The organism is Leptolyngbya sp. KIOST-1 (assembly GCF_000763385.1).
Lineage (GTDB): Bacteria > Cyanobacteriota > Cyanobacteriia > Phormidesmidales > Phormidesmidaceae > Nodosilinea.
The window spans coordinates 1,550,860-1,572,640 of sequence record NZ_JQFA01000004.1 but is presented as its reverse complement, the minus strand read 5'-3'; the positions used below and the strand labels follow the sequence as shown (position 1 = coordinate 1,572,640).

The following is a 21,781-nucleotide window of genomic DNA, read 5'->3' as shown; positions in this document are numbered from 1 at the left end:
GCTTACACGGGGGGCACCGCTGGCAGGTCGGGTACGTCCCCCGTCTGCTCCAGGCTGCTGGCCTGGAACTGGGTTCGGGTCAAAAATCGCAGCGTCTCCTGGTACATGGGCTTCCAGTAGCCATTACTCATGTTCTGGCTGATCTCCAGCGGGTCCACCATGGGGTGGGGCACCAGGGCCGCACTGGGAAAGGTGTACAGGTAGTGGTTGTCGTAGCGTTTGAAGATGGAGGCGCGGCTCAGCGATTGAGAAAACTTCTGGTTGATTCGAACGTCGGCGGCGTCCTCGTTTTCGGTCAAAACCATCAGCGTCGGCGTTGGGCGCAGGGCGGCCAGGTTGTCCTGTCTGCGCACAAACGCGCCAAACTGGTTGGCGGCGGTAAAGCAGCTCAGCGGAAACCGCAGCTCATCCCAGCCAAACTCCTGAATCCCCAGCGGGCCAGCCAGGTTGACGTAGCGCTCGCGGGTTTCACCGTACACCTCCAGCAGGGGGGCAAAGGCCACCACCCCGGCCACCCGCTGGGGGTATCTGGCCCCCAGGGCCAAAGCCACCGCCCCACCCACCGACAGCCCAACGGTATATATAGGGCCGGGCATGGCCTCCAGTTCGCTCAGCCGGGCCTGGGCATCGCTCAGGTAGCTCAGGTGCGACGAGACAAAGTAGCGGTCAAACTCGGGGTCGTTTTCGCGCTCGATCGCCGCTGCAATATCCAGCAGGCGCGGCTCTAGCTGGCGCAGCCGGGCCACCATGCCCACCATCTGCACGGGCGAGGGCGACACCGCACCCACCCCACCCGCAGCAGCCAGATTGGCGAGAAAGCTTTGCAGCACCGGGTCGGCGTTGACCTTTTCGCGCAGGGGAGCCAAAATTTCGGGCTTGAGATCGACCTGGGGCCAGTACTGCTGGGGAATGCCGTAGGCATGGCCGGCCAGGGTGGCCTGGTACACATTGAAGCCATTGCGAAACAGGTAGTCGGCCAGCCGTGCCATCTGGTGAGGTTTGGCGCTAAACCCGTGAAACATTAGGACGGTGCCCTGAGTCGGGGTGCCCGCGTCGTGAAACAGATAGTAGGGAAAGGCCCCATCGCGGCGATCGGGATGGCTGGCCAGGGTTTGGATATAGGCATCGATGCGCTGGCGGGTCTGCTGCAGCTGGGCTTCAGTTGGAGTCACAGAACTCGTTTGGGGGCTGGTTTGTAGAGTGACCATAGACCTGGGGGAGGAATAAGGACTGGTAGCGCTGGAGGGAATTCAAGCAAAATTCAAAATGGGAAAACCCTCAAGTCGTCGGTTTCCAGGCTGCTTAGAGCAGCGGCTGATTGCTGGACAGATGATTGCTGGACAGAATTGGCGCTAGGACTGGATGGCTGAGGGTGCTGTCCCTGGTGTCTACAGCGGCACCAGCCCAAATTCCACCAGGGCGGGGTAAAAGTTTCGGTTTTCGTGGCTGGGGCGGCTGAGCTTGATTAGGGCAAAGCGCTGCAGGGGCCGCAGCGATCGCCACTGCTCCGGGTCAATCTTTACCCCCAGGGATGCGGCCCTGGCCTGCACCTGCTCAGGGATATCGCTGTCGTTGTGCCAGGGGGGGTGGGGGTCAACGGCCAGGGTGGAGGCCGGCGCACCCTGCACCCGATGCACCAGGGCCTGCACGTAGGCGGTGTAGGTGAGGGTGGAGGCGCGATCGCCGCAGGGCAGCCGGGCCAGCTGCTCCCGTTCGGCCTGGCTAAAGCGGTTCCAGTGCTCCAGCTTGAGCTTGACGCCGCAGGTGTCGAGCTTGAGCCGCACCTGCATGGGAATACAGCGCAGCGACTCGACAAAGTCGGCCTCGAACTGAAAAAAGTCGCTGTCGTCTAAGCCGCGATCGCAATTTTGAACCATAGCAAAACCAGTCAGTAACAGGCTAAAACAGGTCAACTAGGGGCCCTGGTGGGGCTGAATGGAGTGCACGTCGAGCTGGTAGACCTGCCCCTGGTGGGTGACGGTGACGGGGGCGGGGCCAGCCCCGGTGGCCACTGGGGGGCCGGGCAGGGGGGTAAAGGTAACCCGCTCCACCTGTTCTCCGGCGGTGGGGGTGAGCGACTCGGCCACCTGGCTGGCCTGCTCCAGCTGATGGGTCAGCGACACCAGACCGCTGAGGCCGTTGATCAGGTCGCGCAGGCTGCGGCGCAGGGTCGGATCCCCCGTCAGTTCGTCCACGTCGGCAATCACCTTGTGGGCGCTTTGAAACACGTTGCGGGCCGAGTCCAGGGTCTGCTGCAGCATCACCAGGTTGGTGGGGCTGTTGAAAGTGCCCGTGATCGATCGCAGGTCGGCGGCGGCCAGGGCGGCATCGACGGAGAGGCGATCGAGGTTGACCAGAAACTGACTGTCCTGGAGCGCCGGTCTGAGGGTGGTGGTAATCGCCTCCAGGTTGACGGCGCTGCGGTTGATGTTGTCGAGGGTGGTGACGATGGTGCCCCGGTTGGTCACCACCAGCCGGTTGACCTCGGTCCCGGTCAGCTCAAATGAGGCGGCGGCATTGCCGATGTTCTCGGTGGCGCGATTGGCCGAGGCCACCAGCGGCCCCAGGTCGGTCTGCAGCTGCCGCGACAGAATAATCAGCTCCGCCGACAGCAGGCTGGCGCTCTCGGTCAGGGTGGTGGCGTTGTTGAGGGTGAGCTTCAGGTCATTGATAATCTCCGGGTCGGCAAAGGCGTTGGCTAGCCCCTCCGCCGAGCGAATCAGCGACTCGTAGCTGGCCCCCACGCTGCCAATCAGGCGATCGCCATGGCAAATAATCGTGTCCGGGCAGTCCTCACCGAGGGGGCTGAGGGCCAGCTCCGGCGGCGTTAGCGGGCGCTGGGGGGTAATGTCGATGGTGGTGTCGCCAATCAGGCCGGACTGGTTGACAAAAATTGTTGAGTCCCGCGGAATCCGCAGCTCGCTGTCGATGATTTCCACCGCCACATCGACGGCGTTGGTGCTGGGATTGATGCCGAGCACGCGCCCCACCGGCACCCCCCGGTAGCGGACGCTGGTGCCCTCCTGCATACCCAGGGTATTGGCAAACACAAACGTCGCCCGGTAAGTCCGTCGGCCAGGGTTGAGCCCGCGCAGCCACAGCACCAGCCCGGCAAATAACCCCACCGCAATCAGGATCAACAGCCCGACCGACCCTTCTCGAATTGCCCTTGCCCGCATGGTGCCTCTTACCCCAACCCCTGAACTGATTTGCACACAACCCTATTCTCCACCAAATTCGCCGGACCTGCCTCAGCTCGCGATCGCCCCTGGTTCTGGGGCCTGACATCAATTCTGACGGAAAGTTGTCCCTCCGCGGGGCCACCTCCGCTCCCCATCCCAGGCTAGGGGCTGCAACCGTTGGTGCTTGGAACTTTAAAGGTGATGGGACGGCAGCCCCTGGCGCTACTGCACCATTTGAATCGGGCCCTCAATCCGTCCGCTAAAGAACTGGCGCACAAAGGGGTTGTCGGTTTCATCCACCTCGGTCACGGGGCCCTGCCACTGAATTCTGCCCCGATGGAGAAAGATGACGCGATCGGCGGTGCGGCGAATGGTGCTGTCCTGGTGGGTCACAATTAGATAGGAGCTACAGCCGTTGTTGCCCTTGATGGCGCGAATTAGATCTTCGATCACCGTTGAGGCGATTGGGTCAAGCCCCGCCGTTGGCTCATCGTACAACAGCAGGGCCGGTCGATCCTGCGGATTCTCAGGGTTCGACACGATCGCCCTGGCAAAACTGACCCGTTTGCGCATCCCCCCCGAGAGCTCGGCCGGGTAGCTTTTACCTATGCCGGGCAACCCCACCATCTCGAGCACGTCCTCTACAATTTGGCGAATCTGGCCGGCGGGCAGGTTGGAGTGCTGATAGAGCAAGAAACCCACGTTTTCCTCCACCGTGAGGGAGTCAAACAGAGCGGCCTGCTGAAACACCATGCCAATTCCCACCGGGTCCGGCGAGTCTTCGATCAGGCCCTCCCGTCGGTGGCCCTGCACGTAGATTTCACCTTCGTCTGGGGACAGTAGTCCAGCAATAATTCTTAAAATTGTGGACTTGCCGGTACCCGAGGGGCCGATAATGGCCACCGCCTCCCCCCGATACAGCGTTAGATCGACCTGGTCCAGCACCTGGTTGGTACCAAACCGCTTGGAAATGCCTTTCAGCTCTAGCAAAATCTCAGGACCGCAGTCGGCGGGGGCGAGATCGCGTTGGGTGGCCACGCCTAAAGCCATGGACGCATTGGACTGCCCAGGATTAGAGCCGTGGTCATGGGATTCGGGCATAGACCTTACCGATGGGTGTAACCAGCCCCCTGATACAACCTGACCGCCAGGCCCGCACCTGGGGCGGCTTTACCAAGCATTAACAACTTTAGAGGCATATCCATGCTTTGACTCTATCAAATAGCCGCTAAAATCGAAGGCGCTGATGCTCAATCCTATCAAAGGCAGATTGAAATCCTCCTAAATGCTTCAGGCCACACCCCGAGGGCGGGTCTTCAGGGTGGTCATCCCTGTCTGGCCTGGGTAGGGCGGCTCAAGGGTTAATGGCACAGCAAACGCCTGTTTTTACCCGCCGCTCAGGTTGGTCAGATCGCTATCGACCTCCTTTTACATGTTCTTAAAACCCCTCTATCAGGTCCTAACCCGACTGTTTCGTCAGGTCAGGCAGGAGACCCTAACCCTGGCCCCGCCTCGGCAAGTCAATCGCCTGATGTGGTGGTTGGCTCCGGGGCTACTGGTCAAGCGATGGCTGTTCCTCAGTATGGCTGGGGTGCTGCTGGTGGGGCTGGGAGTCATGATCTGGCTGAGGCTGACGCCGGTATTTTTTACTGGCCAGCTGGTGGGGGCGGCGCTGCGGGCGTTTACCACCCATGTGCCCAACTACATCAGTGGCCCCTTGGGAATTTTGCTGGGGCTGGGGCTAATTTTTTGGGGCCAGAGCCGCACCGTGGGGGCCATTACCGACGTGCTGATTCCCGGCAACGAGGAGGAGCTGCTGGATGCCCTGCTAACCCAGCGGCGGCTGTCGCGGGGGCCAAAGATCGTGGTGATTGGCGGCGGCACCGGCCTGTCCAACCTGCTGCGCGGCATGAAGCGCTACAGCTCCAACATCACCGCCATTGTGACGGTGGCCGACGACGGTGGGTCGTCGGGGCGGCTGCGGCGAGAGATGGGGGTGCTGCCGCCGGGGGATATTCGGAACTGCCTGGCGGCGCTAGCCGATGAGGAAAAGCTGCTCACCGAGCTGTTTCAGTACCGGTTCGAGGCGGGCAGCGGCTTGGTGGGCCACAGCTTTGGCAACCTGTTTTTGACCGCCATGAACGAAATTACCGGCGACCTGGAGCAAGCCATTGCCGCCAGCTCCAAGGTGCTGGCGGTGCGGGGGCAAGTGCTGCCCTCCACCTCGGTGGATGTGCAGCTGTGGGCTGAGCTGAGCGACGGTCGCCGGATTGTGGGCGAGTCCAAAATCACCGAGGCGCGGGGCCGCATCGTACACATTGGCTGCCTGCCCCCCAATCCGCCGCCCCTGCCCAAGGCGATCAAGGCGATCGAAGAGGCGGACTATATCGTGATTGGCCCCGGCAGCCTGTATACCAGCATCATCCCCAACCTGCTGGTGCCCGACCTGGTGAAGGCGATCGCGGCCCGCCAGGTGCCCCGCATTTACGTGTGCAACATCATGACTGAGCCCGGCGAAACCGATGGCTTTTCGGTTTCAGACCACATTCGGGCGATCGATTCGGCCTGTGGCCGCTACCTGTTTGACGCCGTGCTGGTGCAGAAAACAATGCCCTCCGACCCGGTGATCAGCCACTACGCCCGGGCGGGGGTGGGGCCAGTGCTGCTCGATCGCGCCGCCATTCTCGACTCGGGCCGCCGGATCATTGCCGCCAACGTGATGGAGGAGCGCGAAAACCTGACCGTCAGCCACCACAGCGAGCGCCTGGCGCGGGTGCTGCTGCGCTGGTATACCCGCACCCAGCGAATGTGGTGATCGGGGGGTAGGGTTTAGGTATCAGGTGTCAGGTATTAGGTGTCAGGTATTAGGTGTCAGGCTGACCGGAACCCTTGTGCTAAAAACCTAAAAACTTCAGGCCCTGATTTTCTAAGCGGGGTCGCGCTTAAACCGTCGGCTTACCCAGCCGACCACACCGCTGGCGATCGCCCCGGCCATCAAAACGCTGAGGGCGGGCAATATCAGCGGATTCCACAGCGAGTACCAGAGGTCGAGGCCCAGATCAAGGTTCATGCTGCGCCCCAGCACGGCCACCAAAAACCAACCCAGGCTGAGCAGCACCAGCCCCAGATCGACTACCAGGACCCAGCTAATCAGGCCAGAGATGCGTTGTGTTAAGGAGGGTTTTTCCATGGGGGCTCATCAATGGAGGGGATATACGGGTGGTGGTGGTGCCGGAGACTACTGTAGAAGACGAAACCGTTTGCGGGCAAGGCCTGCCCGTTCCCCGGGGTCGCTAGACCCACCAGGGGCGATCGCCTAGAATTTTGATCCTAAAACAAAAGCAGGCTGCTCTAATGCTAGAACAGCCTACCCAAAAGAATGGATGGGTAACGAATTGATTCACCCCACGCAGCGGCAGGATGCCTCGACGTTATCCTATGCCTCTAGATTCTGAATCAGCAGGTTGTCGGGGTCCACGTAGTGGCAAACGGCATCGTCTACGCAAATGAGGGCCCAGCCTGAGGCTTCAATGCTGACCAGCTCGTAGTCGGCATCTTGCACAAAAAATCCCTTATGGTTCCGAGTTTCGGGCTTAATTCCAACGGGGTTACCAGACATGACTTTGCTCTCCAGAAAACAGCGACCAGAATTGATAAAGAAAAGCTTATGGCTTACTTGAGAGAATCCTATCATTGCCTTCATGAGAATTTTATTAAGTAATTTTAGGCTTTATTGCATTCAGCCCAAATAACTCGGATGCAGGCCGCGATCGCGGCTCTCTGCTCGGGGGCAAACCCCTTTAGACAGGGCTATTGACGCAAGGGCTACTGATTTTTTGCCCGCAAGGGAAGGTTAACTTAAGTTTTTTAAACCCTCTATGAGTTTCAAGAAATCTTGGGAAATCCGGTAGAAATACTCACCCGATTAATGGGTTTTGTCTGCGTTTCAAGCCATTCTGACGTGATCCCCGTAGGGTCTACATTTAGGAGGATGCCAACTACCGCCTTGCCTTTGCTCAATCTTGTGCAAGCTAACGGAGGGGAATTAGGGTTTAGCCTTCAACTAGTACCTGTGAATTAATTTGTTCTGGTCTTGACAGAGCTGTTTCCAGTCGTTTTTAAAGAGTAAAAAATAGGTCCCCCGTCCAATTTCTCAGGAATCGCTTTTTCATCCTTTACCAACATCCCTATGACCTCACCGTGGCTAGGCTGGATTCAGCAGCTTCAGGGCATTGCCCAAACGGGGCTGCACTACAAAAATCACCCCTTCGACGCCGAGCGCTACCGGCAGATCCAGGCGATCGCCGACAGCATGCTGGCCGCGATCGCCGACGCCGATCCTCCCGTTCTGGCCGATCTGCTGCGCCAGGACGTCGGCCACGCCACGCCAAAAATTGAGGTGCGGGGGGTTGTGTTTCGCGCAGGCAAACTGCTGATGGTGCAGGAGAGTTCTGACGGTCGGTGGGCCTTGCCTGGTGGTTGGGTCGACATCGGCGACTCACCCAGTCGGGCCGTGGAGCGCGAGATTTTTGAGGAGTCGGGCTATACCACCCGCGCCACTCGGCTGCTTGCGGTCTACGATCGCGCCCACCCCCGCCACGGCCATCCACCCGCCCCCTACCACAGCTACAAGCTGTTCTTTCGCTGCGAAATCGTTGGCGGGCAGCCCACCTCCAGCTACGAAACCACCGCGATTGATTTCTTTGGCCCTGAGGACATCCCGCCGCTGTCGCCAGGCCGCAGCGGCATCAGTCAAATCCAGCGCTGCTTCGACCTGTGGCAGCGCCCCGACCAGCCCCCCGACTTCGATTGATGCCTCTCCTCTACCTGCCGCTCAACGCTTCCGCAGCACCCCCTGAAACACCCGCTGCCCCAGGGGCTCGGCGCCAGAGGGGGTCAGCCGCAGGGGGCTGAGGGGGTTGGGACTGGCAACCAGGGGTTCGTAGGCGATGGCGATGGGAAAGTCGCGCCGGTCAAAGGCGTCGAGCAGGGTTTGCCGGGGCAATTCTGCCGGGTCGATGAAGGCGGGGTCGTAGTCAAAAAAGGCCTGGCGATCGCCCTCCACCTGCACGCCGCTGGCCCGCAGATCTTCGTCGTAGGTGAGGGTGTAGTTGATGAAGTCGGGCTGGCGCTCCCCCAGCTGGATGCGATCGCTGACCACCAGGCGATTGGTGACCGTGAGGGCGTACTGGCTGGGGGCCAGATCGTCGTCAGCAAAGTAGAGGCGCTTGAGGTCGCGATCGGCCGCCATCGCCACCCGCTGTCCTGCCGCCAGCCGCAGCCCGCTGAGGTCAAATCCTGAGCTTTTGGAAATCCGGCGGTCGGTCATTGAAAACCCGGTTTCGGGGGTAGACGAGTCGAACCGATAGGCGCGGGTTTCATCGGTCAGGCCGATGGACAGTCGAGGAATATCGGCGGTTTGCTCAGCCACAAAGGTAAGTTCGGGCCCGCTGGCGTTGGCCACCAAAAATAGGGTCAGGCGCTGGTCGGGCCTGAGCAGCAGCCCCTCCACCGTGGCGGTGTAGCCCGGCCCGGTGAGTTGGAGGGTAACGGGCGATCGCGGGACGGTAGCCACCCCGGTCAGGGTGACCTCAAGGGGCTGCCCCAGGGCCGCAGCAGGCAGACGGTGGCTGGCGGGCACCTCCCGGTTGAGGCCCCCCTTAAAAGGCACCAGGGCAACGGTCTCGCGGATGCCCAGGGCTTCCGGCTCGGGTTCCCCAGGTCGGTCAAGCCCGTAGGGGGCCACCGTGAGCACCCCCTCGCCGATCAGGGTAATGTCTACGGTGGGTTCGGCCTCAGCCTCGATTTCGGCGTTGGGCTCAGTCTCAGATCGGCAAAAGGGGCAGGTGAAAGGCCCCGTAGCCGCCGTCGGTTCGTCGGCGGGGGGCTGTCGCCACGATCGCTGGGTCAGATCCAGGGTGTGGCTCTGGGCGTCGCCCTCAAAGGCTGGACCGCTGGCGGTGGGCTGGTAGGTCCAGCGATCGGCCCGGGTATCAAACTCGACATGGAGATCGGTGGGGCTGTCGGGGCGACCGGCGGGGTAGTTGCTGTCGTAGACGTAAACCCAATACTTGCCTTCCCCCCGGTTTTCCACCCGGTAGGGGGTGAGGGCATGGCCCTCGCCCAGGGCTCCCCCCAGCAGGCGGTAGACACCCATGGTGAAGGGGTCCGCTGAGCCAGTCAGAAACACCCGCGCGATCGCCTGCAAAATTTGAGTAGGGGTAAAGGTATTGCGCACCGCCTGGGTGGGCTGAAACACCTCGCTCACCCCCTGCATCAAAAACAGGTTGGCGATAAAGGTTTGCAGGTCAAACAAAGTGCGGGCCAGGCCAAATACCGTGCGCCCCAGCAACAGGTTAACCAACCGCTGCCACCAGGGAATTCGCGGTGGAGTCGGCTGCCACAGGTCGAGAACCGCCGCCGCCATCCCCTCCGACAGGCCCTGGTTCATGCGCTCCAGCTGGGTCGTCAGCCAGCGCTGGGCGGCGGTCGTCAGTACGCAGGTGGCAGCGTTCCCGCCCACGCACACCTGGCGGCCAAAGAGCTGCTGCAGCTGCTCCGTCAGTACTTCCTCCCAGGCCGAGGCGTTGCGGTTGAGGTCAATGGCCTGAATCAGCTCCTGGTTTGAGAATTGAAATCCGTTGACCGTCGGGTCAAAGTTGGGCAGGGAGACACTGCCCGAGGGCAGTTGGTCAATCTGAGCCAGCCAATCGTCAGGAACAGCGGGGTCGGGAACAGCGGGGGAGGCCGATGCCACCGGTTGCCCCGACCGATCGACCGCCGCCAGCGCCAGGTAGGGCGACAGCTGTGTCGTCACAAAAGCGGTTAACACAATCACCGCCAGCCACCGCCACCAGCTCCCCTGACGTCGCCGAACCAGGCTCCAAACTGCCGCCATGCCCTGAAAATGAGTCACCGCGTGATCCCTGCCCTGCTTATATCCCCAGTGATTTTACCTAAAACCAATTGGGAGGGCCGCCGCCCCTGATTTGTGGGATTGACCTGTGGGGGGACAATAAAATGCCAGGAACGCTGCCACAAAGGGCACAAAAAGTATAAAAAACTTTGGTTAAGCAATAAGTTGGTTTATCAAGTTTTTTCTTATATGGTGTAGAGCAGATTTGCACACTATGACGCCAAAGGGGCTCCTGGCTATGATCAAAGCCCCTGGCGATCGCAGTTCTACAGGCAAATAACGACCATACACAGGGTGATTTTGAGGTAGTAACGATGATTTTTCAGCTTCCCCCAGCCATCCCTCCAGCTGAAGTGATCGGTGTGGCGCTGACCGAGGTGGTTTCAGCCAGCCCCGAGTGCAAAAGAAATAGCCGCGACTGTTTTCCAGGCGATCTGGTCGGCACTTCCCCTCAAGTTGTTATCCTCAATGTCGCCGTCCCCAGGGCGGTTGCCCCAGGGCGTGTGGAGTCATGGTCGTAGGGGTGCCTGGATTGGCATCGACTCCGTGGCGACCGACCTTGCCCGTAGGACGGCGCTAGTAAAACTCTGCAGGATAGACAAAGCAGAGCGTGCCCATCCTGCGGTCAATCAATTAAGGCTACTGCCTGAGTACCCGGCTCTGTTGTAATTAATGGCCTGCTGCGGACGGCACCGCCCTGGGGAACAGGGCCTCCAGGTTGAGGGCGGCAGCGGCCACGGCCAGGGCCGAGACCGACTCGGGTTCGGGCAGAAAGGGCAGGGTGCCCAGCACCGGGATTTGGGTCAGGTTGGCGATCAGATCGGCGGGTGCCCACCGAGCCAAGTCCTCTTCGTTCAGGGGCTGGGGGCAGTTGAGCACAATGCCCCGCAGCTCTACCCCACGCTCACGGGCCAGGGCCACATTGGCAACCGCCTGGGCGATCGCCCCCAGTTTGACCGGCACCACCAGCACCACCGGCAGGTGCCAGGCCGCCGCCAGATCGGCCACGGTCAGCTCGTAGGTAACGGGGGACCCCAGCCCCCCCAACCCCTCCACCAGCACCCAGGGGTGTTGCTCGGTGCTGGCCACCAGGGCGCGCCAGGCCAGGGGCAGGTCTACTGTGCGGCCCTCCAGGGTTGCCGCCAGCGGTGGGGCCAGGGGGGCCTCAAAGTACTGGGGCGTGATCGTCTCCAGGCTGGTGTTTGGAAAGAACACCCGCTGGTACAGTTCGCGATCGCCCACGCCGGACTGAAAAGGCTTCAGCACCGCCGGAGCCTGGGCCGGTCGATGCCGCTGCCAGTAGGCCAGCAGGGCGCTGGTGACAACGGTTTTGCCAACTTCGGTGTCGGTACCCGCCACCAGCAGTGCGTTGAGAGAGACCATAGGATTTTTGAGGATAACCTGAGCAAGGTAAACGGTTTCAGGTTCACGGTTCACGGTAAGCGGTTTAAGGCGAGCCGTGTACGGTTTACCGTAGACCGACAACCCCGTTAACCCGTCACATTTAACTTGACTGACTACTAACTTGACTGACTACTAGTTGGCGGATATCCGCAGCACGTAGTTCGAGGGCCGAGGCGACGAGACATCGACCAGGTAGTCGCCGCTGGTGGGCAACTGCCCCTGCCACGACAGCACCCGCGAGGCATCGGGTATCAGTTCGCCGTTGGGAAAGCGCACGTCGAGGGTAACCGGGCCGCTCACCGTCGGCAGGTCGAGGGCCAGGACCTGGCCCTCCTGCACGTTGATCACATAACGACGAGTGCGGCCCTGGTTGACCTGTCCCGACACCTGCACACTGGTCTGCCCTGGCGGAATCTGCACCCGCTGCTGGGTGACGCTGGGGTTGGGGTCAGGCTGAGGGGCGGGGTCGGGCGCGGGCACAACCGGCGGCGGCTCCACGGTGGGTTCAGGTTGGGGTTCTGGGGTGGGCTGCGGATCGGGCACCGCGCTGAGGCTGACCTCCAGTTCGTAGTCGCTCTGCTCCAGACCCTGAACGGGGCGCAGCTGCACGATGTACTCCCCATCGGCGGGGAGAGGGCCCTGCCAGTTCAGCACCCGCTGGGCCGAGCGATCCACCGGCTGCCCCTGGGGATTGAGTACCGTCAGCAGCACCCCTTCTCCCTGCATTCTGGCCAGCAGCACCTGGCCTTCGGTGGCGTTGAAGCGATAGTTGATGGTTTCGTTGCGGCGCAGGCTGCCTGTCACCGTGCGGTCCTGACCGGGGGAAATGCCGAGGTTCTGGTCGTACTCGATGGGGCCGGGATCGGGGGTGGGGGTGGGGGTGGGGTCAGGGGTGGGTTGGGGAATCGGGTCGATGGTAATTTCTGGGCTGGGGGTCGGCGTCGGAGCGGGGGTGCGGTTGAGCAGACTGACCACCAGCCAGCCGCCCACCCCAGCCAGCAGCGCCAGAATGCCGCCAATCACGGCTACCGCCCAGGGGTTTTCCCACACCGAGGTGGGTTCGGCGGCGGGGACCGGGGCCGTGTAGGTGGGCGCTGGGGGAGGCGCGCCCACCTGGGTTGGCTGGTACTGCCGCCCCACAGCCACAGTTCTCACCTGGGAGGGCGGCGGGGCCATGGTGGGCTGTCCTGGGGCGGGGCCCATGGTGCTGCCCAGGGCTCCCAGGGCCTGGGCCATTTCACTGACCGACTGGTAGCGATCGCCCGGACGGTAGCTGGTGGCCCGCTGCAGCACCTGGAGCAGGCCGGGGCTGAGGTTGGTGGGCAAGTTCCAGCTCAGGTTGACATCGTCAAAAATATCCTGGGGCTCTTTGCCGGTCAGCAGCACGATCGCCGTCACCGCCAGGGCGTAGAGGTCGCTGCTGGGGTAGGCCCGGCCCGACTGCATTTGCTCGCTGGGGGCATAGCCCAGCTTGCCCACGGAGGTCGCCTGGCTGTGGGGGCCGGGGGGCTGAATGCGGGTGACCACTTCTTTGACCACGCCAAAGTCGATCAGCACCGGCAAATTGTCGGTGCTGCGCTGCATAACGTTGTCGGGACTGATATCGCGGTGGATGATGCCCTTGCTGTGGATGTGGGCCAGCACGGGCAGCATCTGCTGCAAAAACCGCCGCACCTCGACCTCGGAGAATGCCATACCCTGGCCCAGGCGCTGGTTGAGTAGGTCGCGGTAGGTGACACCGTCGATGTAGTCCTGCACCAGGAACAGGCGCTGATTTTCCTCGAAAATAGCCTGGAACTTGGGAATCTGGGGATGCTCAATGCTGTACAAAATAGCGGCTTCGCGCTGAAACAGCTGCAGGGCCTTGTCGGAAAACTGATCCCCCTGCTGGGGCTCAAGTTCTTTGACGGCGCAGCGTTCGTTGAAGCGGCCCAGGTCTTCGGCCAGATAGGTGCGCCCAAAGCCGCCATACCCCAGCTCTTGCAGCACACGGTAGCGGTTTTGAAGGGTAGTACCAGGAATCAGGGTGGGGTGCATGGTGTTGGATCGATTCAGGGGCTGAAGATTGGGCAGCCTGTCTGCCAGGAAGATCGCTACCCCAGTTTACAGTAGGATTACCGGGCCTGCCCCTGGGTCGCGCTGCGCCGGGATTCACACCTGGGCAGGGAGGAAGTCCCCCCTGGAGCCAGGCCACCTCCTTTGCGACAATGGGGATGAAGCGTAGGGCTGCGCTCCCATCGCAGTCCCATCGCAGACAGGGCACCCAAACATTACCAAGAGGCGATCAGGCCATGGGGCTAGAGGTCACAGACCACGACGACACCATCGATCCCGCTCAGCCAGCGGGAGAGCCCGCCCTGGGGCCAACGGCGGGCCTGGACCGATCGCCCGTATCGGCGCTGCTCAAACGTCCCCTGCTGGTGGGCGGGCTGGGCCTCTCGGCTACCCTGGCGCTGCTGGGGAGTGCCCACTTCAATCCCCTCGACAGCTCCACGCTGCTGAGCGCTATGGCCCTGGGGTCGGGGCTCTGGTGGTGGCGGCGAGGTATCCCCGGTCTGGGTCGCAGCGCCAAACCCGCCGCCGCCAAACCCGCCGCCCCGCCCCTGACCGATCGCGCTCGGGTGGAGTTTGAGCTAGCAGCCCTGGCCACCCTGGTCGACACCCTGGCCCAGGAATCGGCGCTGGCGGGCCCGGCCGCGATCGACGCCGCGAGCCTGGTGGCCTACCGCCAGCAGCACCAGACCCTGCTGGCGGAGCTCGATCGCCAGACCCTACAGGTGGCGATCGCAGGCGACCCCCGCACGGGCAAAAGCACCCTGCTCGCCCTGCTGCGGGAAACCACCCCCGCCCTGAGCTGGGCCGAAGTCTGCCTGGCGCCAGCCGTCTCCCCCGACTGGCTGGGCTACGACGGCGTGCTCCTCGTCACCGATGGCGACATCACCAATAGCGCCCTCACCCTGCTGCGCGATCGCGCCCTGGCCGGTCAGGGGGCCGTGCTGGTGTTCAACAAGCAAGACCACTACGACCCCGCCGATCAGCAGACCATTCTGGCCCAGCTCCAGCGGCAGGTGTCTACCCTGCCTGCCCCCGTGCCCGTGGTGGCGATCGCCGCCGCCCCCCGTCCCATCAAGGTGCGCCGCCACCAGGCCGATGGCACCGTGAGCGAAACCATGGAAACGCCCCCAGCGGCGATCGCTGATTTGCCTGCCGCCCTTGAGTCGGCCCTGGGCGCCCAGCGATCTGCGCTGGTGGCGGCCACCGTGCTGCGCCGCACCCAGGCCCTGCGCCAGCAGGTGCAGAGCGATCTCAACCGCCTGCGCCGCGATCGGGCCATGCCCCTGATCGATCGGCTGCAGTGGGTGGCCGGGGCCGCCGCCTTTGCCAACCCCGTACCCACCCTCGACCTGCTGGCCACCGTCGCCATCAACGGCCAGCTGATTATGGACCTGGGCAAAATCTACGGCTTCAGCCTCAACCTCGACGAAGCCAAGACCGCCGCTGGCACCCTGGCCAGTCTCACCGTCAAGCTGGGCCTGGTCGAACTCTCGACCCAGGTGCTCACCGCTGTACTCAAGAGCCACTTCGCCACCTATCTGGCGGGCGGGCTGGTACAGGGCCTCAGCGCCACCTACCTCACCCGGATGGCGGGCCTCAGCCTGATTGACTACTTTGAGCAGGCCGCCCTGGCCGGTACCCCCACCACGGCCCTCTCCTGGGAGGCGATCGCCCAGCGGCTCCAGGCCACCATTCAGCAAAACCGTCAGCTCAGCCTGCTGCAAACCCTGGCCAAACAGGGCATAGAAATCCTCAAACCCACCCCAGCCCAGCTCCCTGCCAGCTCCGCCCTCGACCTGGACCTCGATCTCACCCCCGCCCTCGATCTCCAGTCCACCAGCCCCGCCGCCGACCCCCTCCCCCTCGAAACCGTCCCCAGCACAACCACTGTCCCCCCCCTGCCCCTCGAAACCACCCCCAACGACCCCCTTTAATCCCCTCACCCCCTCACCCCCTCACCCCCTCACCCACCCCTCCCATGCCCTCCCCGCTGCTGCACCGCGCCCGCCACACCCTGAGTCAGGCCGTCTCTCGCTACTCCGCCGCCCTCCAGGGCAGCCCCGACCCGGCGGCGGCAGCGGCGGTCAAAACGGGCCTGGGGCAGCTTCAGAGCCTGGACGCCAAGCTGGAGTCGCGCTGTCTGCGGGTGGCGGTGTTTGGCCTGGTCAGCCGGGGCAAATCGGCGGTGATCAACGCCCTGGTGGGAGAAGCCCTGCTCGAGACCGGCCCTCTGCACGGGGTGACCCGCTGGCCCCGGTCGGTGTACTGGCAACCGCAGATGGACCTCGATCAGCCCTGGCAGATCGAGCTGATCGACACCCCTGGCCTGGACGAGGTGGGGGGTGACGTGCGAGCCGATATGGCCCAAACCGTAGCCACCCAGGCCGATCTAATCTTATTTGTGGTTTCAGGGGAGATTACTCAACTCGAATACCAGGCGCTGCTGGAGCTACAGCGGGGACAAAAACCCCTGCTGCTGGTGTTTAACAAGATCGACCTCTACCCCGAAATCGATCGCCAGGCAATTTACCAGACCCTCCACCGCCTGCGGGCAGACCTGGGCCAGGGGGCCAAGCTGCCTCTGGCCATTGACAGCGTGGTCACTATCGCCGCCAGCCCCGCGCCGCTGCGGGTGCGAGTCGAGTGGCCCGATGGTCGTACCAGTGACGAGTGGGAGCCCCAGGCGGCCCAGATCGAACCCCTGCGCCAGGCGCTGCTGACCATTGTGGCCGAGGATGGTGCCGGGCTGGTTGCCCTCAACGCCCTGCGCAACGCCCGCGCCATAGAGGGTGAGATGGTGGGCCAGGTCAGTCAACTGTTTAGCGATCGCGCCGACGAAACCATCTGGCAGTTTGCCAAGTACAAAGCCGCCGCCGTCGCCCTCAATCCGATCGCGGGCCTCGACCTGGCGGGTGGCATTCTTATCGACCTGGTCATGATTCGCACCCTGGCGCGGCTCTACGGCTTTCCTATCACCAGCCACGAGGCCGGTAGACTGTGGCGGGCCATTCTCAAAAGCTCCGGCACACTGCTGCTGAGCGAGGTGGGCAGCGGCCTGCTGGGGGCGGGCAAAACCACCGCGGCGCTGGTCAGCCTCGTCGACAGCCCCACCGGGGTCATGGCCCTGGCCGGAGCCATGACCGCCCAGGCCAGCGCCGCAGGCTATGGTTCCTATGCGGTGGGCAGAGCCGCTAAAACCTATCTGGAGCAGGGCTGCACCTGGGGCCCCGAGGGCGTCAGCGCCACCCTAGCCGCCATTCTCGCCGATACCAATGCCTCCAAGACCCTGGCCCGCCTGCGCCAGGAGGTGAAGGCCGACCTGACCAAGGCATCCTCCGCCGGGGTCTAGTACCACTACGCGGGGGCTGAACGGGTTGGGGCAAGACTCGTCGCAGAACCGATTAGCGCAGCATCTGTTGACAAAGGACTTTAAGTGGGTACCCTGGGGGCACTTTGTTCTCACCAGGGTGCTCCCGTTTACCCACGGGGCGCTCGGTGACAGCCAGGTCTTGAATGATCCCCATCAGATAGTTCGATATAAACGATAGCCCCAACCCACCGCCTCCGGCCCGCCTACCACTGTGGGGACCCGTCCGGGGAACGCTATGCCCTACCGCCCGAGTGTATTGGTCATGGCCGCTCTTTCCAATTCAGATTCTGCCGCTGTCCGTGAACCTGCCGAAACGTCAACCACCGGGGCCACCTCCCCAGTGTCCTTCTCTCCCCTGAGCTGCACCATAGCCACCCAAGACTCCTCCCCAACCTCCACCGCCGCCCCGAGCTGCACCCTTCCCAGGCCCCTCAATCTGGGCGACCTGGTTGATCTGCTGCCGGCGGTGGTACCGCCCCAGACCTCTATTCAGGCGGCGGTGCAGCTGATGCAGGCCCAGCGCCAGAGCTGCGTGGTGGTGGCGGAAGGGAGCGATGTTTTGGGGTTGTTTACGGAGCAAGAGGTGTTCAATGGCGTTGCGGCCGGAGTCGATACTGCGACGACCGCCATTGGGTTGAGCACTCTGCCCCAGGTACCCATGCTGGGGTATGAGGCCAGCCTTTTGGAGGCCCACCAGGCCATTCAGGGGGGCCACCGCTACCTGCTGGTGATGGATGCCCAGCGGCAAATTTGCGGGTTGGTGTCGCATCAGCGGCTCTACTGGGCTACGGCTGAGACCAGCATTTCTGACGATCAAGATACCGGGGGCCTGGGCGATCGCCCGAGCCCGCCGTGGCACCTGAGGCCTGAGGTCGACCCCCCGCTAGCCGCCGCTACCGATCGCAGCCCCGCCCCTCGCCCGACTCCTCCCGATCGCAGCCTCACCATCCTGACCAACATCCACTACCAGCTCCTGCAGATGGAGGGGCAAAATCGCCTGCGGGTGTTGGGGCGCTGTCTCAACCTGCTGGGAGTGGCCAGCCAGGCACTGGGCGCCGCCCTGTTTGAAACCCATCTAGACAGCGATGGCAAAACTCTGACCAGTCTACGGGCCGCCTGGTACCGGAGGGGCACCGCCGCCATTGACCAGGCCAGCCTACAAAACCTGCCCCTGGTGCAGCTGCAGCGATGGCACGACGTCCTCTCCCGAGGTGGCCTGCTGACCGGAACCGTGGGTAGCTTTCCAGCGGCGGAGCAGGCGCTGTTGAGGCACCTGAGCGGCGATACGGTACTGGTTCTGCCGCTGCGGTGCCACGCCCAGTACTTTGGCTTTTTGGTGTTTAGCCGCGCTAGCGATGGCCCTGACCAGGCCGGGACAAGTCCCCCGAACGCCTGGCCCCCGGCCACCATTAAGCTGCTGCGGACTGCCTCGATTAGCCTGTCGCTGGCCTGCGAACAGTACACCATGCAGACCTGCCTGCGTCAAACTCAAAACGCCTTTGCCAGCCTGTTTCACCACAGCCCCGACCCCATGGCCGTGACCACCTTTCCGGAGGGGCGTCACCTGCTGGTAAACGCCAGCTATGCCCGCTGGCTGGGCCGCCCCAGCACCGAAATTGTGGGGCGACGCCCCGCCGACCTGGGCCTGGTTCACGATCGCCGCCAGTTTGCCCACCTGCGCCGCCAGATCCGCGATCGCGGCTGCATTCAAAACATCGAAATCGACTCCCTGATGGCCGATGGCCAGACCCGCACCCTGCTGGTGTCGGCGGATCTGACCCAGCTCAACGACCAGACCTGCCTGCTCTCGGTCGGCAAGGATATTACCGAACGCAAGGCCATTTTGGCTACCCTGAGCGCCGCCGAAGCTCGGTTTCGGGCTATTTTTGAGCAGATCAATGTGGGCATTTGCCAGGCCAGTCTGAACGGGGACCTAGTGGATGTAAACCCCGGTATCTGCCGCATGCTGGGGTTCAGTCGCGAGGAGTTGCTGCAAAAAAACTTTGCCGACTTTACCCACTCCGACGATCTGGCCCTCGATTTGCAGCACTACCAGCGGCTGCTGGCCGGTGAGTTGCACTCCTTTGCCATGGAAAAGCGCTACCGCCACAAGAACGGCAGCCTGATCTGGGTGGCGCTGACGGTGTGCCTGGTGCGCGATGGCGACGGCCAGCCCCTGTTCAGCATTGGGGTGTCCCAGGACATCAGCGATCGCAAGCAGGAGGAGGCCGAGCGCCAGGCCGCCGAACAGGCCCTGCAAAGCTCCCACCAGCGCATCAACAATATTCTGGAGAGCATTACCGACGCCTTCTTTGCCCTCGACCAGAACTGGCGATTTATCTACCTCAACCAGCGGGCGGAGCAGTTTTTGCGGCGATCGCGTCACCGGGTGCTGGGCCAGAACCTCTGGCAGGAGTTCCCGGAGGTGCTGGACACCCAGATGGCCCAGCACCTCAGACGAGCGATTATCGATCGGGTCAGCCTCACCTTTGAGGAATACATGGCCCGATCCGACAGCTGGTGCGAGTTCCACGTGTACCCCACCCAGGAGGGTCTGGCGGTGTACTTTCAGGATGTCACCAGCCGCAAGCGAGCCTACGACCAAATTGAGCACCAGATCCGTCGCGAGCAGGCCCTCAACCGGGTGGTGCAGGCGATTCGCCAGTCCCTTGATCTGGACAGCATCTTTGACACCGCCGCCCGCGAAATCGCCCACCTGCTCCAGGCGGACCACGTCAGCATTCAGATGTACCTGCCCGCCGACCAGCAGTGGCGGGTCATCGCCGAACACCGGGCCCACCCGACGCTGCCCAGCCTGCTGTTCCGCACCATCACGGATCCGGCGGAGAGCCCGCTCCAGAGCGACCTGGCCCAGATCGACACCACCGCCACCCCCCACGGTTTGCTCGACACCCTGCCCGGTCGCTGGCTGCTGGTGCCCCTCCACCTGAGTCTCCCCCGGCCCTGGGGACGGTTGGGCATTCACCGCCAGACCCCGGACCCCGAAGCCTGGAAAACCGCCGAGATCGAGCTGGTGCAGACCGTGGCTGACCAGCTGGCGATCGCCGTGCAGCAGGCCCAAACCCTGGCCCAGGCCCAGCGCGAACTGCGCCAGCGGCAGCGGGCCGAGCAGCGCCTCAAGGAGGCCCAGCGCATCGCCCACACCGGCAGCTGGGAGCTGTACCTGCCCAGTCAGCAGCTCTCCTGGTCCGAGGAGATGTTTCGGATTTACGGCCTGCCCCTGGGCCAGACCGCCCCGACGGTGGCGGCACTGCTGGCGGCCCTGGACCCCGGCGATCGCCCCCTGTGGCAGCATCAGCTGGCCGCATCGAGCCGCAGCGGCCAACCCCTCAACCTGGAGGGGACCCTGGTGCGCCCCGACGGCAGCCGGCGCTTTGTGCAGCTGCTGGGGCAGGCCCAGCGCAATGCCCTGGGCGCGGTGACGACCCTGGTGGGCACCCTCACCGATATCACCGATCGCAAACTGATCGAGGACCGCCTGGCCTACGAAGCCCTGCACGACCCCCTCACCGGGTCGCCCAACCGCGCCTACTTTATGGAGCAGCTCAACGGGGCCGTGGCGGCCGCCAAAGTGTCAAAGGCGGTGATCTTTGCAGTGCTCTTCATCGACCTCGATCGATTCAAAGTCATCAACGACAGCCTCGGCCACCTGGTGGGCGACCAGCTGCTGATTGAGTGCGCCCGGCGGCTCAGTTCGGTGGTGCGGGAGGGCGACCTGGTGGCCCGTCTGGGGGGCGACGAATTCGCCATTTTGCTCAACCCGATCACCGCCATTGACGACGCCCGCAGGGTGGCCGATCGCATTCATGAGGTGCTGCAAACCCCGCTGCTGCTGGAGGGGCGCGAAATTTTCATCAGCGCCAGCGTCGGCATCGCGTCCAATCTGACCGGAGCGGTAGAGGCGGTGGACTTTCTGCGCGACGCCGACACCGCCATGTACCGGGCCAAGGACCACGGTCGGGGCCAGTCGGCCCTATTTGACCCCGCCATGCACGAGCAGGTGGCGACCCGTCTCTCCCTCGAAAACGCCCTCCAGCGGGCGATCGATCGCAATGAACTGGCGCTGTACTACCAGCCCATTGTCGATCTAAGCAACGATCAGCTGATCGGCTTTGAGGCCCTGGTGCGCTGGCACCACCCCCAGTGGGGCGTCATTTTGCCCAGCACCTTTATTCCCCTGGCCGAAGAGACCGGATTAATTCTTGCCATCGGTGAATGGACCCAGCGGGCCGCCTGCCAGCAGCTCCAGCAGTGGCGACAGGGCCTGCCCCAGGCCCAGGCCCTGGTAATCAGCGTCAACCTGTCGGTCAAGCAGTTCGCCCACCCCCACCTGATCGACACCATCGATGACGCCCTGGCCGCCTCCGGCCTCAGCGGCAACCACCTGCGGCTCGAAATCACCGAGAGCGCCCTGATCGAAAACCCCCAAACCGCCGAGGTAATGTTGCAGGCGCTGCGCGATCGCGGTATTCAGCTCAGCATTGACGACTTTGGCACCGGCTACTCGTCCCTCAGCATGGTGCATCAGTTTCCGATGCAGATTCTCAAAATCGATCGATCCTTCATTCAGTCGATGGAGGCCGACCCGCGGGGGGTAGCGATGGTGCAGGCCATTCTGGCCCTGGCCCAGAGCCTGGGTATGGCCGCGATCGCCGAAGGAGTTGAAACCCAGAGCCAGCTCGAGCAGCTGCGTCAGCTGGGCTGCCCCTACGCCCAGGGCTACCACTTTGCCAAGCCCCTGCCCGCCCCAGAGGCCGAACAACTCCTGGTGACCTGGCCCAACCAGAATGCAGCCAGGGCTACATAGGATCCAAAATACCTGCGACTATACTG

Annotated in this window: 15 protein-coding genes; 6 read left to right on the top strand and 9 right to left on the bottom strand. The window is 63.1% G+C overall.

Features of this window, described 5'->3' with window-relative positions; all coding sequences use genetic code 11:
* Positions 1-2: 2 nt before the first annotated feature.
* From NF78_RS24040 to NF78_RS24025, 4 genes are all read right to left on the bottom strand, one after another.
* Positions 3-1,172, bottom strand: a complete 1,170-nt coding sequence (locus tag NF78_RS24040) for an alpha/beta fold hydrolase (protein ID WP_263970688.1) — start codon at positions 1,170-1,172, stop codon at positions 3-5.
* A 216-nt stretch (positions 1,173-1,388) separates the two neighbouring features.
* Complete coding sequence (locus tag NF78_RS24035) at positions 1,389-1,877, bottom strand: nitrate reductase associated protein (RefSeq protein WP_035992380.1); 489 nt, start codon at positions 1,875-1,877, stop codon at positions 1,389-1,391.
* Positions 1,878-1,913: 36 nt separating this feature from the next.
* Complete coding sequence (locus NF78_RS24030; RefSeq protein ID WP_035992378.1) at positions 1,914-3,179, bottom strand: MlaD family protein; 1,266 nt, start codon at positions 3,177-3,179, stop codon at positions 1,914-1,916.
* A 225-nt stretch (positions 3,180-3,404) separates the two neighbouring features.
* Complete coding sequence (locus tag NF78_RS24025; protein WP_197064950.1) at positions 3,405-4,283, bottom strand: ABC transporter ATP-binding protein; 879 nt, start codon at positions 4,281-4,283, stop codon at positions 3,405-3,407.
* Between the two features lie 331 nt (positions 4,284-4,614).
* Here NF78_RS24025 and NF78_RS24020 point away from each other — a divergent pair, with 331 nt between their 5' ends.
* Positions 4,615-5,997, top strand: coding sequence for a gluconeogenesis factor YvcK family protein (locus NF78_RS24020; RefSeq protein WP_035992375.1), 1,383 nt, complete (start codon positions 4,615-4,617; stop codon positions 5,995-5,997).
* Positions 5,998-6,108: 111 nt separating this feature from the next.
* On the opposite strand, the gene NF78_RS24015 is transcribed toward NF78_RS24020, so the two are convergent.
* Both NF78_RS24015 and NF78_RS24010 read right to left on the bottom strand, forming a co-directional pair.
* The gene (locus tag NF78_RS24015) at positions 6,109-6,372 is read right to left on the bottom strand and encodes a hypothetical protein (protein WP_052050896.1); all 264 of its coding nucleotides are present in this window, start codon (positions 6,370-6,372) and stop codon (positions 6,109-6,111) included.
* 246 nt (positions 6,373-6,618) lie between these two features.
* On the bottom strand, positions 6,619-6,801 hold the full coding sequence (locus tag NF78_RS24010; RefSeq protein ID WP_035992372.1) for a hypothetical protein: 183 nt from the start codon (positions 6,799-6,801) through the stop codon (positions 6,619-6,621).
* 570 nt (positions 6,802-7,371) lie between these two features.
* Between NF78_RS24010 and NF78_RS24005 the strand changes: the two genes are divergently transcribed.
* Positions 7,372-7,995, top strand: a complete 624-nt coding sequence (locus tag NF78_RS24005) for an NUDIX hydrolase (RefSeq protein ID WP_035992369.1) — start codon at positions 7,372-7,374, stop codon at positions 7,993-7,995.
* Positions 7,996-8,016: 21 nt separating this feature from the next.
* Here the strand turns inward: NF78_RS24005 and NF78_RS24000 are convergent, their stop codons facing one another.
* Positions 8,017-10,098: a hypothetical protein gene (locus tag NF78_RS24000; RefSeq protein ID WP_156119948.1), complete on the bottom strand. Its 2,082-nt coding sequence runs from the start codon at positions 10,096-10,098 to the stop codon at positions 8,017-8,019.
* Positions 10,099-10,412: 314 nt separating this feature from the next.
* On the opposite strand from NF78_RS24000, the gene NF78_RS31530 reads away from it, so the two are divergent.
* On the top strand, positions 10,413-10,619 hold the full coding sequence (locus NF78_RS31530; protein ID WP_156119947.1) for a hypothetical protein: 207 nt from the start codon (positions 10,413-10,415) through the stop codon (positions 10,617-10,619).
* A gap of 148 nt (positions 10,620-10,767) precedes the next feature.
* On the opposite strand, the gene bioD is transcribed toward NF78_RS31530, so the two are convergent.
* A complete protein-coding gene (gene bioD, locus NF78_RS23995) occupies positions 10,768-11,481 on the bottom strand; it encodes a dethiobiotin synthase (protein ID WP_035992363.1) in 714 nt (237 codons plus the stop codon).
* 153 nt (positions 11,482-11,634) lie between these two features.
* Positions 11,635-13,539 (bottom strand): serine/threonine-protein kinase, encoded by a 1,905-nt coding sequence (locus tag NF78_RS23990; protein ID WP_035992360.1) that lies wholly within the window; start codon positions 13,537-13,539, stop codon positions 11,635-11,637.
* Between the two features lie 254 nt (positions 13,540-13,793).
* On the opposite strand from NF78_RS23990, the gene NF78_RS23985 reads away from it, so the two are divergent.
* The 3 genes from NF78_RS23985 to NF78_RS28560 all read left to right on the top strand — a co-directional run bounded on the left by NF78_RS23985 (position 13,794) and on the right by NF78_RS28560 (position 21,755).
* Positions 13,794-15,491, top strand: coding sequence for a DUF697 domain-containing protein (locus tag NF78_RS23985; RefSeq protein ID WP_052050895.1), 1,698 nt, complete (start codon positions 13,794-13,796; stop codon positions 15,489-15,491).
* Between the two features lie 44 nt (positions 15,492-15,535).
* On the top strand, positions 15,536-16,906 hold the full coding sequence (locus NF78_RS23980; protein WP_035992358.1) for a GTP-binding protein: 1,371 nt from the start codon (positions 15,536-15,538) through the stop codon (positions 16,904-16,906).
* A gap of 283 nt (positions 16,907-17,189) precedes the next feature.
* Entirely contained in the window at positions 17,190-21,755 is a 4,566-nt protein-coding gene (locus tag NF78_RS28560) for an EAL domain-containing protein (RefSeq protein ID WP_156119946.1), read from the top strand.
* Positions 21,756-21,781: the final 26 nt, after the last annotated feature.

Coding starts and splice junctions, on each gene's coding strand:
- NF78_RS24035 (WP_035992380.1), bottom strand. CDS start 1,877: ATGGTTCAAAATTGCGATCGCGGCTTAGACGACAGCGACTTTTTTCAG.
- NF78_RS24030 (WP_035992378.1), bottom strand. CDS start 3,179: ATGCGGGCAAGGGCAATTCGAGAAGGGTCGGTCGGGCTGTTGATCCTG.
- NF78_RS24025 (WP_197064950.1), bottom strand. CDS start 4,283: ATGCCCGAATCCCATGACCACGGCTCTAATCCTGGGCAGTCCAATGCG.
- NF78_RS24020 (WP_035992375.1), top strand. CDS start 4,615: ATGTTCTTAAAACCCCTCTATCAGGTCCTAACCCGACTGTTTCGTCAG.
- NF78_RS24015 (WP_052050896.1), bottom strand. CDS start 6,372: ATGGAAAAACCCTCCTTAACACAACGCATCTCTGGCCTGATTAGCTGG.
- NF78_RS24010 (WP_035992372.1), bottom strand. CDS start 6,801: ATGTCTGGTAACCCCGTTGGAATTAAGCCCGAAACTCGGAACCATAAG.
- NF78_RS24005 (WP_035992369.1), top strand. CDS start 7,372: ATGACCTCACCGTGGCTAGGCTGGATTCAGCAGCTTCAGGGCATTGCC.
- NF78_RS31530 (WP_156119947.1), top strand. CDS start 10,413: ATGATTTTTCAGCTTCCCCCAGCCATCCCTCCAGCTGAAGTGATCGGT.
- bioD (WP_035992363.1), bottom strand. CDS start 11,481: ATGGTCTCTCTCAACGCACTGCTGGTGGCGGGTACCGACACCGAAGTT.
- NF78_RS23990 (WP_035992360.1), bottom strand. CDS start 13,539: ATGCACCCCACCCTGATTCCTGGTACTACCCTTCAAAACCGCTACCGT.
- NF78_RS23985 (WP_052050895.1), top strand. CDS start 13,794: ATGGGGCTAGAGGTCACAGACCACGACGACACCATCGATCCCGCTCAG.
- NF78_RS23980 (WP_035992358.1), top strand. CDS start 15,536: ATGCCCTCCCCGCTGCTGCACCGCGCCCGCCACACCCTGAGTCAGGCC.
- NF78_RS28560 (WP_156119946.1), top strand. CDS start 17,190: ATGGCCGCTCTTTCCAATTCAGATTCTGCCGCTGTCCGTGAACCTGCC.